A 12,543-nucleotide genomic window follows, 5' to 3' on the forward strand; every position below is an offset into this window, starting at 1 on the left:
GTCGCGCATTGCAAACTACTGCGTTGGATTTGAGCGGGTGTGTCCGTCCTCAACGTCCGTCTGCTCCACGACCCAGGCTGCGACCTGAGTCCGGGAGGTGAAACCCAGTTTGGCCAGGATGTGCTCCACGTGCCCTTGTGCTGTCCGTGGCGAGATCACGAGGCGCTGTGCGATGGCCTGATTGGTCAGGCCCTCAGCGATCAGGTCGGCGACTTGGCGTTCCCTCTTGGTCAGTCTCGGTGACGCATCGACGTCGGGCGTGGAGGTGCTGGGCGGTTCCTCGTGGAGGGCGTAGGCGATTGCCGCGTCGAAACCGAGCTGTTCACCCTTGCGGTGGGCCACTCCGAATGATCTGTCCCCGAGTCGTTTCCGAGTCTTCTCCTCGCATTCCTGGTGATAGGCAGTCAGATCGGAATAGATCACCACGGTGCTTCCCACCGACCGCGCCAGCCCTTCTGCAGACCCCAGCAGAACTGCTGCCCGCAGTGCGTCGTGTTGTTCGAAGCTGATCCAGGCCAGCGCCTCGATGCAGGCTGTGGCGATGCGCGGGCTGTGCACTTTCCTGGTCAGCTCTAGTGCTTGTCCGAGAAGTGCCACCGCACGATCTGGACCACCCTGCTGCCAGACGGCAATTCCCAACGCCCACAGCGAGAGCGATCGGTACATCTTCTCGCCATACTTTTCCGTGATTGCCAGGACCCGCTCGAGGCATTCGATAGCCTGGTCAGTCGAGCCGCGTAGCCCATACGCTAACCCCAACGGGTACAAGGCGGCCACTTCGAGCGTTCGGTCACCGTGGGTGCTGAACTCGGCCACGGCGGTTTCGAGGTGCGAGGACGCGTGCTTATGATCACCGCTGTAGAGGGCCAGCATGCCGTCGGCAAACGAGACGAGGGCGCGGATCATGGGATCGCTGGTCTGCGCGGTAAGCTCATGCCCCTTCGCGACGAGTGCGGCTCCGGCCAGGCGGTCACCCTGCACATTGGCCATCATGCCGGCGCGTTGGAGTGCCTTGACCCAGTCGAGGGTGGGTGGGCCGCTCTGGTGGGCGAGGAGTTGGTCGAGCCACCGCCGGCCCTCGTTGTAGAGGCCCTGGGAGCCCCAGAACAGGAACAGTGCGGCCGCGGTGCGTAGTCCTGCGGCGGGGTCGTCGTCGAGGCTAAATTCGAGGGCTTCCCGCAGGTTCGGTTGTTCCCGTTTCAGACGGGTGATCCAGTCGAGTTGGCGGGCGCTGATCCACTCGGTGTCCGCGGCCAGCGCCAACGCTTCGTACCACTCTCGGTGGCGGCGACGCAAAGACACAGACTCACCGGTCTGCTTGAGTTTCTCGTAGCCGTATTCGCGGAGGGTCTCGAGCATCCGGAACCGCACCACCGACCCATGTTCCTCCCGGATCAGGATCGACTTCTCCACCAAGGATGTCACCGTGTCCAGTAACTCGTCCGGGTCCAAGCCCGCGCCGCACACCTGCTCCGCCGCATCGAGTTCGAAACTTCCCGCGAACACCGCCAGCCGACCCCACACCAGTTGTTCACCGACGGTGCACAACTCGAAGCTCCAGTCAATACTTAACCGCAGCGTCTGTTGCCGCGTCGGCGCGCCCCGGTTGCCGCGGGTCAGCAGGGAGTAGCGGTCGGTGAGCCGCCCCAGGATCTGGTCGGGCGACATCGCCCGCAACCGTGCCGCCGCCAACTCGATCGGCAACGGTAACCCGTCGAGCCGGTTGCAGATCCCCGCCACCGTCCCCGCATTGCTTTCGGTGAGCACGAAGCCGGGAACGGCGGCGGCGCCGCGTTCGGCGAACAACGACACCGCATCGTATTTGGGCAACCCTCGCAGCGACGGCTTCCGCTCGGGATCGGGGACAGCCAGCGGGGGAACCCGCAGCACCGCCTCCCCACCGATACCGAGGGGTTCACGGCTGGTGGCCAGAATCCGCAATCGCGGACACGCCCGCAGCAGGAGGCCGGCGAGTTCGGCGACAGCGTCCACCACGTGCTCGCAGTTGTCGAGGACCAGAAGCAGTTCCCGCCGTGCGAGGAACTCGATCAGGATCTCCCGCAGCGGCCTCGCCGAATGATCCCGCAACCCCACGGCAGCAGCCACCGCATCGACCAGCAACGACCCGCCGCGCAGTTCACCCAACTCGACGAGCCGCACACCGCCGTCGTACTCGCGCTGCACAGCAGCCGCGACCCGCATCCCCAGCCGGGTCTTCCCGACACCCCCGATCCCGGTCAATGTCACGAGCCGGGAGCCGGTCAGCAGGTTCTTCGCCTCGGTGAGTTCGTGTCGGCGGCCGACGAAACTGGTCATCTCCAACGGGAGACTGCCCGTCGTGCCGAGCGTCGAGGGCGCCGGTGACCGTCGTCCGCCGTGCGAGGTCGGTGGCAGGTCGCTGCCCTGCGCACCCGGTTCGGCGTGCAGGGCCATCTCGTCGACCGGGAAGCCGTGCGCGTGTTGCAGGCCGCGCAGTTCGTCGCCGAAGTCGGCGGCGGTGGCCGGGCGCTGACCGGGTGTCCGGGACATCGCGCGGGCGATCGTATCGGCCACGTCATCGGGGATCCCCTGCTCGGTCAGGTCGGGGACCGGTTGCGTGGTGATCCGCAGAAATTGTGCGACGACCTGCTCGCCGCTGTGGCGTTCGAACGCGGCATGCCCGGTCAGGGCACTGAACAGGGTGGCGCCGAGACCGTAGACGTCAGCGGCCGGGCTCGGTGGGTCCCCCGCGAGCACCTCCGGCGCGGTGTAGGCCGGCGACCCGGTGACGGCGCCGGTCGCGGTCTCGAAGCCGCCGGTGATGTGTGCGATACCGAAATCGGTCAGCTCCGGCTCACCGTACTCGGTGAGTAGGATGTTCGCGGGTTTGACGTCGCGGTGCAGGATCCCGACGCGGTGCGCCGACTCCACCGCGCCGGCCATCTTCACCCCGAGGCGCAACGCCTGATCCAACGGCAACGGCCCCTCACCGCGGATCCGCGCGTCCAGGGAATCCTGCGGGTGATACGGCATCACGATGTAGGGACGGCCGCTATCGGTGGTGCCGACCTGCAGAATGTTGACGATGTTCGGGTGCCCGGTCAGCCGGCCCATCGCCCGCTGCTCCCGGAAGAAGCGGGCCCGGTTCTCCTCGTCGAGATCGACGGTGAGGACCTTCACCGCGACCGTGCGATCCAAGTCCGGCTGGGTGCACCGGTAGACCACGCCGTAACCGCCGCGGCCGATCTCCTGGGCATCGGCGAAGCCGGTGCCTGCCAGATCCGCAGCCGAGGAGGGCGGATACCGCTGCGTGTCGAGCGGATCACCTTCACCCATCACGTTGGTCTACTCACTGCCGTCGGATCATCGTCCCGCGTGCTGGCCCCAACGGCACGACCAGCGCAAACAACCCTGCACCCGCTCTCAATGCCCGATCTAAGGGTATCGCTGACGGGTGCCATGAATCCGAGATACAAGCCGACCGACATGACTGAACGGGAAGGTGCGATTGGTCCGGCTGATCCGACGACCCCGGCGACCAGCGCCCGCCGCAGTCGTGAGCTCGACGCCGTGAGCCACCGCTCGGGATCGGCGACCGGATTAGTTCTTTACAAACCGGATCCAAGCGGCGATGAGTGTCACTCCGCCGGCGCAGCGGCGCGCACCTGGCCGAACACGAGGAACGACCGAGGCCGAAGCTGATCGCGACCGGGCCAGGGCGGGCAGGTCCGTGTCCATCACTGGACTGAAACCATCCTTCAGCGGTCGGCTTCGCGGCGACTACCAGGCCCTTTATGACCGCCTGCGGCGTCCTCTAGGAAGTTCCGAAAGAACGTTGACACCTCCTGTCGTTCGCAATACTGTATGTACATGCATGATATCGAACACACGCAGTCTTCCGTGTGAGCTTCGGCATAGAGGAACTCCGTGGGGGCGTTCCGCGCTTTGACGTTCCGGTTGAACGAGACGCAGTCACCGGGCATCGAGTGAAAAAACCGGATCACATGCAACAGAAATCGAATGGAGTGTTCTTATGACGTCCCACGACGCGGTCGGTTCCGAATCGTCTGGTCCTCCCAATTCGGGTACGTACTCGAAAAAAATGGAGATACGCGCCGTCACCAGCGGTGCACTGGGTTCTGCCCTCGAGTACTTCGACTTCGCTTTGTATGGCGTACTTTCCGCCACGCTCTTCCCGCAGCTTTTCTTCAGCGACCTCGGACCGACCGGAAGCGTGCTCGCGTCGTTCGCGACGTTCGGTGTCGGTTTCGCCGCCCGGCCCCTGGGCGCACTGATCTTCGGCTATTTCGGAGACCGGTTCGGGCGCAAGCCGATCCTGCTCACCACGCTGGTGATGATGGGACTCGCGTCCGTGGCGATCGGCTTACTGCCTTCCGGGCAGGGCATCGGCATCGCAGCGATTCTCGTCGGCTTGCGCTTCATCCAAGGTGTCTCCCTCGGCGGCGAGTTGGTGGGCAACCAGCTGATGACCATGGAACACGGTGACCAGAGCCGACGTGGCCTGCTCGGATCGGTCATTACCGTTGGCTCGCCCATGAGTCAGGTGCTGGCCAACCTGGCGCTCGTCGCCCTGAGCGCCTCGCTCACTACGGAACAGTTCGAGTCGTGGGGTTGGCGTATTCCGTTTCTGTCGAGCATTTTGATCGTGTTCGTCGCCATCTTCATTCGGCTCAAGCTCGAGGAAACCCCGGCTTTCGTCGCTGAAGAAGAGAATCGCGCTGCGGCGCCCAGCGCAAGCGGCAAGGGACTGGCCGTGTTGTGGTCGCATCCGCGTACAGTCACCACGCTCATCCTGTGCTGGGGTGGTCCCGCACTGTCCTTCTACCTCGTCGCGGTCTACGGACTCAGTCATCTGACGAGCAACACCGGCCTGTCCCGCGACACCGGTTTCCTGCTGCTGATGATCGCCAACGCGGTGTCGATCGTGGGCTGCCTCGGTGGCGGAATACTGTCCGACCGAATCGGACGCAAACCGGTGATGGTCGCCGGCATGCTCGGGTGCATCACGGGCATCGCGGTGTTCTTCCCGTTCTCGGGACCTGAGCACATCTTCGTTACCGGTGCAAGCATGGCGTTGGTGCTCACGTCCATCCAGGCCATGGCCGGTGTACAGCCCGCTCTGTTCGCCGAACAGTTCCCCACTGAGGTGCGCTTCTCGGGGGCGGCTCTGTCGCACTCCATCTCGAACCTGATCTTCGCCTCGCCCTCGGCGTTCGTCGCCGCGGGGCTGGGAGCGCTCGGCGGCCCCGGGCTCGTCGCCGGGTTCACGCTGGCCATCTTGGTGGTGTCGATGATCGCGGTGACACGGACCCGCGACGGGCGCCATCTGGACCTTGCTGCCTACACCGAAATCAAGAAGCCCGGAGACGAGGGTTCCGATTCGGAGTCATCCCCGGCGCGGCAAACCGTCTGAAGTAGTCCCGCGCCCCGGGTCGAATCGGCCCGGGGCGACGCAGCAGTCTCACACGGCGACACCCATTCTGTCGCAGGCGGGGGCGGAAGCCGAGGTGCAGCAACCCGGCTTCCGTCCCCGCGTCGACGTATCCGAAACCTTCACACCAACGTATGCTGATTCGAGATTCCGTACATTGAGGGTAGGGGAGACCCCTGCCGGACGGTCCGAACTTTGCGTGAGCGTCGTGCGGGTTGGCTGGCGAAACCCTGCAAAGATTGTGCAGACGAACCGACGAAGAGGTGGAAGTGGCAATGTCCAGCACGGACAGCACTCCGGCCCGCGGGGCCGAACACAGAACGGTCAGCCGAGTGATGGCGATTCTGGAGGTCATCATCGCCAGCGAACCGGAAGGGCTCCGTCTTGGCGAACTATCAGATGCCATTGGGGCACCCAAATCGTCAATTCACGGATACGCCAGGGGCCTGGTCACCACCGGCTACCTCCGCGAGCACGAGGGTCGATACCTGCAGGGACCCGCGGTCTCGACGTTGCTCGCCATCGGCGGACAGCAGGTCCCAGTCGGGTACCACCATGCACTGGAGCAACTTTCGAAGGCGTGCGACGAAACCGCCATCCTCTCGATTCTCGTGGGTAACTCCGCCATCATCGTCGATCTCGTCGAGCCGACACAGACGATCCGTGCATCACCGCCGATGCACCAGCGCAATCCACTGTGGCCGGTGAGCTACGGCAAATGCTTCCTCGCCTTCATGGAGCCACGACGCCGAGACGCCTACCTCCGACGGATCACCGACGACCCAGCCGAACGGGACCGGATCGCCGAGGAACTGGTGACCGTGCACGACACCCGCATCGGCTACAACCGTGGCGAACGCAATCCGGACCTCTTCGGTGTGGCGAGCCCGATCCTGCTGCAGGGCAAGGAAGTCACCATGGCCATCGGCCTGGCGGGACCGGCCGCGAGGATGGATGCACAACTCGACAGAATATCCAAGAGCGTCCTCGACGCCGCGGAGCGTCTCTCGACCGCAGGTGTCCGGGAGTAGGGCTCGACTCGATCACGTGGAAAGGTTCGCGCCGCCCGAACATGTTCGGGCGGCGCGAACCTTTCCACGTGGTGGTCTTATGTGGCGCCGTGCAGGTCGGTCCTGCTGCGTTCGAGCGCCTCCCGGTGCTCCGGCGCGGCGATCCGGACCAGCTTCCGCGCGCGATCGGCATCGGTGCACCCGGTGAGCACGGCGACACCGTGCTCGGTGACAACCGCATCCACATCGACCCGCCCCGTAGTGACGAGCCCGGACAAAGTGGGGACAATCGTCGAGCTCGTACCACCGGCGGGTGAGGGCACTGTGGAACGCAACACGATGATCGACCGGCTACCCGTCAGCGCGGCGGCACGGCTGAAATCCACCTGGCCGCCCACAGCTCCGATGTACCGCCCGCGTGCGAGCTCGGAACCCACCTGACCGGACAGATCTATTTCGATCGCCGAGTTGACGGACACGAACGAGCGCAGCTGCGACAACACCACCGGTGAATGAGTGTAGGACGTAGCGCGAAACTCGATGGGCAGATCCGCAATTCGACAGACTCCGTCATTGGTTCCGAAGGCCGACCCGGTGACGACGATGCCCGGGTCGACTTCCTTACGGGCTCCCGTGAGGACGCCCTTGTCGATCAAGTCAAGCACTCCGTCGGTGATGATGCCGCTGTGGAATCCGAGATCGCGATGGCCCGCCAGCGCATCGAGTACCGCGTGGGGCAACGACCCCACCCCCATCTGGAGGGTGTCCCCGTCGTCGATGAGCGATGCCACCTGGCCGGCGATGGACAGGTCCACCTCGTCGGGAGCCCTGACGGGAGCCTCGAGAAAGGGGCGATCCGTTTCCACCACGGCAGCGAACACCGACAACGGCAAGCGAGGGCCGCCTGTGGTGGCCGGCATCCGATAGTTGATCTCCCCGATGAGGGTCCGTGTGTGGGGTATGGCGTCGGCCATGTAATCGACCCCGACCCCCAACGTGACCAGTCCCTCCTCGTCCGGTGGTGAAACCTGGACGATGCCGACGTCGCAAGGAAGTCGGCCGGCGGCGAACATGCGAGGCAGCGCGGAGTAGTGACAGGGCAGCACCTCGAGCCGGCCGCTGCGGGAAAGGTGGCGCAGCTCGCCGAGGGCGCCGTACGAGGTTATCGCCAGCGCATCGGGCAGCTCCCGCCTCAGTCGGGGATTCCAGGATGCGCCCGAGAAGGCCGTGAGGGGACCTATCCGATCGACGGCGTCGATCAACGCGTCGACGAGGGGAGTCGGCTCGGCGCCGCCCTGACCCCACCAGATGCCGTCCCCCGAGCGGACCAGCCCCATCATGTCCAACATGGCTGCACTCACACTCTCTGGACGAGGGTGGCCGTACCGAGTCCTCCGCCGCAACACATCGTCACGAGACCGATCTCCACGTTTCGACGCTCCATTTCGGCCAGCAGGGTCGCGAACAGGCGGGACCCGGTGGTGCCGACCGGATGTCCGAGGGCGATGGCGCCGCCGTTGACGTTGACCCGTTCCATATCGGGCTTGAGTTCCTGTTCCCAGGCGAGCACGACCGACGAGAAGGCCTCGTTGACCTCGACGAGGTCGATGTCGGCCATCGTCATACCGTTGCGCTCGAGCAGCTTTCGTGTCGCGGGAATAGGCCCGGTCAACATGATGGACGGATCGACGCCGACAGTCGTCTGGTCGACGATGCGGGCGCGCTTCGCCAACCCGAAGCGGTCGACGGCTTCGTCCGAGGCGAGGACCAGACCGGCGGCACCGTCGGTCATCGGTGAGGACGTTCCGGCGGTGACGCGCCCGGTGCCGGGCCGGAACACCGGCGCCAGCGCCGCGAGTGTTTCCGCGCTGATTCCGGGTCGGATGCCCTGATCCGACGTGCGCAGTGCGCCGTCGAGATGCAGCGGCACCATTTCGCGTTCGAACCGTCCCTCGGTCACCGCGTCGGCGGCGAGCCGGTGCGAGCGCACGGCGAATTCGTCCATCGCCTCGCGGCTGATGCCCCACTGCTCGGCGATCCGTTCGGCGGCCTCGCCCATGGAGGGGAAGTCCCAGGCGTCGAGCAGCGCGGCCGGCCACGCCGGGCCGTAGAGCTTTTCGATCTCGCCGGCCGCGCTCATCGGGATGCGGCCCATGTGCTCGATGCCACCGGCGATCACGACGTCGTGCGTGCCCGAGGCGACGAACGCGGCGGCCATCGCGACCGCGGTCTGCGCGGACCCGCAGCGACGGTCCACCTGGACAGCTGGCACGGTGGGTGAGTAGCCCGCCGAGAGCCAGGCGTTGCGGCCGACGTTGCGGGACTGTTCCCCGAAGGGGGAGGTGGTGCCGACGACGATGTCCTCGATGTCGGTGTCGGCCAGGCCGGTGCTCGCGAGCAGCGCCTTGTAGACCTCGGCCAGCATAGTGGTGGGGTGCACCTCGCGGTACCACCCCTTTTGCTGGTGACCGCGTCCCATGGGTGTGCGGAGGGCTTCGACGATCCAGGCGTCGCGCCTGGTGCCGGCGAACGCCATCAGATCACCATCCCGCCGTCGACGGGCAGCACCTGTCCGGTGATGTAAGCCGCCGCATCGCTTGCGAAGAAGACGAACGTGCCGGCGATCTCGTCCGGAGATGCCCACCGGCCGAGCGGAATCCGGGCGAGCGTCGTCTCGGCGAGCTTTTCGTCGGTGCGTATGGTGCTGGTCATGTTCGTCGCTGCGAGGGGCGCGACCGCGTTGGCGGTGATCTTCCGCCTGGCGAGCTCCTTGGCGAACGATTTCGTCAGGCCGATGATCCCGGCCTTTGCCGCACTGTAGTTGACCTGGCCGATGGTGCCGACGAGTCCGGCCGCGGAGGTCACGTTGATCACGCGACCAGTGCCGTCGTCGGGCAGCTGGGGCAGTGCAGCCTGGGTGACGGTGAAAGTACCGCCGACGTGGACGTCGAGCACGAACCGGAACTTTTCGGGAGTCATCTTGGGGAACATCGCCGGGGCTATGACGCCCGCGTTGTTGACCACGATGTTGAGGGTGCCGCCCCCGAGATCCGCCGCCTGCTCTACGGCGGTGGTGGCCTGGTCGGCGTTCGTCACGTCGAGGGCAGCCGCCTGGGCGCGTCCGCCGGCGGCCACGATCCGGTCGACGACCGCAGCGGCCGCGTCCTTGTCCCTATCGGTGACGAGCACAACCGCACCGGCAGCGGCGTAGGCCGTCGCGACGGCGGCGCCGATGCCGCCACCGGCACCGGTGACCAGGGCCGAACGGCCCGCGAGAGTGAACGAATCGGACATCAGTAGCTCCTGGGAAGTCGGAGAACGTGCTCTGCGAGGAAATTGAGGATCATTTCTTGGCTGATGGGGGCGATCCGGGTCAGTCGGGCTTCACGGAAGTACCGGGCGACGTGGTATTCCTCCGAATAGCCCATGCCGCCGTGGGTTTGTACCGCACGGTCGGCGGCGTCGAAACCGGCGTCGGCGCACAGATACTTCGCGGTGTTGGCTTCGCGGCCACAGGGCAAGCCCTTGTCGTAGAGCCAGGTTGCCTTGCGGAGCATCAGCTCGGCGGCGTCGAGTCGTGCCAGCGAGTCGGCGAGCGGGAATGCGACGCCCTGGTTCTTGCCGATCGGCCTGCCGAAGACTTCGCGCTCGTTGCCGTACCGGACCGCGGCGCGCAGGGCGGCGCGTCCGATGCCGAGGGCTTCGGAGGCGATGAGGCACCGCTCGGGATTGAGGCCGTCGAGGATGTACTTGAAACCCTGGCCTTCTTCTCCAACGCGGTGTTCTTCGGGGATACGTAGGTCGTCGATGTACAACTCGTTGGAGGTGACCGCGTTGCGCCCCATCTTCCGGATCGGGCGGATGTCGACGTGGGCGCGGTCGAGGTCGGTGAAGAACAGCGTCAGGCCGTCGGTCTTGCGGGCCGAGTCCTCGTATTTCGCTGTGCGGGTGAGCAGCAGGATCTTCTCCGACTCGACCGCCTTGGAGATCCATACCTTGCGGCCGTTGACGACGTAATCGCTGCCGTCACGGCGGGCGAAGGTGGTGATGCGGGTGGTGTCGAGACCAGCGCCCGGTTCGGTGACGCCGAAACACACGTGCAGGTCGCCGTTGGCGATCCGGGGAAGGTTCTCCTTCTTCATCTCGTCGGAGCCGTGCACGATCACCGGGTGCATGCCGAAGATCGACATGTGGATCGAGCTGGCACCGTTCATGCCGGCTCCCGATGCGGCCACTTCCTCGAGCAGGATCGAAGCCTCGGTGATTCCGAATCCGCTGCCGCCGTACTCCTCGGGTGTGGTGATACCGAGCCAACCACCCTGCGCGAACGCGTCGTAGAACTCGGTGGGGAATTCGTGTGCCTGGTCCTTGTCGAGCCAGTACGTGTCGTCGAATTTTGCGGCCAGTTCGGCCACTGCTTTTCGGATGGTCTGCTGGTCGTCGGTGAGCTCGAAGTCCACGTTCCGGCCTCCTCAGCATTCGGGAGTATGAATATCCGTACGATATAGTGAATACAAGGTATGGTCAACGGAGCGGCCGACGAGAGTTCCGATCCCAGATAGCTGACTGGCGTCGCAGATGACCGAGATTGATAGAGCGGAGGCTCCATGCGCACAGAAGATGTAGGAAGTCCGGGCCGTCCCCGGTCGGCTGTGACCGAGGAGGTGCTGACCGCAGATGCGGCACTTGACACGACCGGACGAGGATCGCGGCGAATCGTCCAGCGCGGCTTGTGGTTCGATGAGATGGAGCTCGGCACCGTCTACGAGCACCGGCCGGGCCGGACGGTCACCGAGACCGACAACGTCCTTTTCACGACGCTGACGATGAATACCCAGCCGCTCCACCTCGACCAGGCGGAAAGCGAACAGCTCGCCCCCTTCCATGACCGCCTGGTGAACTCGATGTTTACGTTGTCGACGCTCGTGGGACTGTCGGTGGCGCAGTTGACCCAGGGCACGATCCTGGCCAACCTGGGGTTCTCCGAGGCGAAGTTCCCCCATCCGGTGCGCCACGGCGACACCATCTACGCCGAGACCGTCGTCGCGAACAAGCGGGAATCGCGCAGTCACCCGAACGCCGGCATCGTTACCTTCGCTCACACGGCACGCAACCAACGGGGCGAGATCGTCGCCGAAGCAACCCGCACCACGCTGGTGAGGAAACAGTCATGAGGCAGTGGACGCCGCCGCCCGGATGGTTGTTCTGCCCCGCCGATCGACCGGAGCGATACCGTAAAGCAGTGCAGCGCGCGGACATAGTGGTCCTGGACCTGGAGGACGCCGTCGCGCCCGAACACAAGGACGACGCCCGCCGAGCCGTGGCCGAGCTCGTGGACGACGGAGTCTACGACTTCGAGCGAACCGTGCTCCGCATCCACGGTGCCGGCAGCTCCGAGCACACAGCAGACCTGCAACTGCTCCGCGAGACCTCCATCGGGCGCATCATGTTGGCCAAGGCCGAGCGGGCCGACGACCTCGCGCAACTCGGCCACCTCGACGTGATCGCCCTGATCGAAACGCCGCTCGGTGTGGATCAGTGCTCCTCGATCGCGGACGCCACGTGCGTCACCGCTTTGATGTGGGGCGCCGACGACCTCGTCGCCGGCCTCGGTGGACTGTCGTCCCGATGCCCCGACGGTCGGTACCGCGACGTGGCCCGCTACGCCCGGTCGCGGGTTCTCGTTGCCGCCAAGGCTCGCTCCCTGGTCGCCATCGACGCCGTCTACATGGACATCCCCGATGTGGATGGTCTTCGCGCCGAGTGTCTCGACGCGGTGGCGGTGGGTTTCGATGCCACCGTCGCGATCCACCCCACGCAGGTCGACGTCATCCGCGATGCGTACGCACCGCCCGCCGATCAAGTGCGATGGGCCCGGGACCTGCTGGCCGCGACGAACGACGGCCGCGGGGTGACCACCTTCGAAGGTCGGATGGTCGACGGTCCGGTCTATGCGCAGGCACGCCGCATCCTCGCTCGGTCGCGCCACACCAACGAGCCTGCCGAACGCGCGACCGATCCGGGCGACTGCCTGACACCCCGTCGAGAGAAGACGTCCAGCGCGGGACGCGCTGCAAAAACCGGAAAGTGAAGGACTCGGAC

Annotated in this window: 9 protein-coding genes; 4 read left to right on the forward strand and 5 right to left on the reverse strand. The window is 65.6% G+C overall.

Features of this window, described 5'->3' with window-relative positions; genetic code table 11:
* Positions 1-15: 15 nt before the first annotated feature.
* Entirely contained in the window at positions 16-3,315 is a 3,300-nt protein-coding gene (locus tag GFS60_RS33565; RefSeq protein ID WP_159928725.1) for a protein kinase domain-containing protein, read from the reverse strand.
* A gap of 766 nt (positions 3,316-4,081) precedes the next feature.
* Here GFS60_RS33565 and GFS60_RS33570 point away from each other — a divergent pair.
* Together GFS60_RS33570 and GFS60_RS33575 are read left to right on the forward strand one after the other, a co-directional pair.
* Positions 4,082-5,413 (forward strand): MFS transporter, encoded by a 1,332-nt coding sequence (locus GFS60_RS33570; protein ID WP_159928726.1) that lies wholly within the window; start codon positions 4,082-4,084, stop codon positions 5,411-5,413.
* A 293-nt stretch (positions 5,414-5,706) separates the two neighbouring features.
* The gene (locus tag GFS60_RS33575) at positions 5,707-6,462 is read left to right on the forward strand and encodes an IclR family transcriptional regulator (RefSeq protein WP_159928727.1); all 756 of its coding nucleotides are present in this window, start codon (positions 5,707-5,709) and stop codon (positions 6,460-6,462) included.
* A gap of 77 nt (positions 6,463-6,539) precedes the next feature.
* Here the strand turns inward: GFS60_RS33575 and GFS60_RS33580 are convergent, their stop codons facing one another.
* From GFS60_RS33580 to GFS60_RS33595, 4 genes are read right to left on the reverse strand one after another with little or no spacing between them, the layout of a single operon-like run.
* Positions 6,540-7,790: an acetyl-CoA hydrolase/transferase family protein gene (locus GFS60_RS33580; RefSeq protein ID WP_159929140.1), complete on the reverse strand. Its 1,251-nt coding sequence runs from the start codon at positions 7,788-7,790 to the stop codon at positions 6,540-6,542.
* 8 nt (positions 7,791-7,798) lie between these two features.
* Positions 7,799-8,977 carry a thiolase family protein gene (locus GFS60_RS33585; protein WP_159928728.1) on the reverse strand — a complete coding sequence of 393 codons (1,179 nt, stop codon included), beginning with the start codon at positions 8,975-8,977 and terminating at the stop codon, positions 7,799-7,801.
* Positions 8,977-9,735: an SDR family oxidoreductase gene (locus tag GFS60_RS33590; protein ID WP_159928729.1), complete on the reverse strand. Its 759-nt coding sequence runs from the start codon at positions 9,733-9,735 to the stop codon at positions 8,977-8,979. Before GFS60_RS33590 ends, GFS60_RS33585 begins: the two co-directional genes overlap by 1 nt.
* The gene (locus GFS60_RS33595) at positions 9,735-10,901 is read right to left on the reverse strand and encodes an acyl-CoA dehydrogenase family protein (protein ID WP_159928730.1); all 1,167 of its coding nucleotides are present in this window, start codon (positions 10,899-10,901) and stop codon (positions 9,735-9,737) included. The genes GFS60_RS33590 and GFS60_RS33595 overlap by 1 nt, the downstream gene beginning before the upstream one ends.
* 285 nt (positions 10,902-11,186) lie before the next feature.
* Between GFS60_RS33595 and GFS60_RS33600 the strand changes: the two genes are divergently transcribed.
* Together GFS60_RS33600 and GFS60_RS33605 are read left to right on the forward strand one after the other, a co-directional pair.
* Positions 11,187-11,615, forward strand: a complete 429-nt coding sequence (locus GFS60_RS33600) for a MaoC family dehydratase (RefSeq protein WP_236603635.1) — start codon at positions 11,187-11,189, stop codon at positions 11,613-11,615.
* The gene (locus GFS60_RS33605; RefSeq protein WP_159928732.1) at positions 11,612-12,532 is read left to right on the forward strand and encodes an HpcH/HpaI aldolase/citrate lyase family protein; all 921 of its coding nucleotides are present in this window, start codon (positions 11,612-11,614) and stop codon (positions 12,530-12,532) included. Before GFS60_RS33600 ends, GFS60_RS33605 begins: the two co-directional genes overlap by 4 nt.
* Positions 12,533-12,543 lie beyond the last annotated feature (11 nt).

It is taken from the genome of Rhodococcus sp. WAY2 (assembly GCF_009859915.1).
GTDB lineage: Bacteria > Actinomycetota > Actinomycetes > Mycobacteriales > Mycobacteriaceae > Rhodococcus_F > Rhodococcus_F oxybenzonivorans.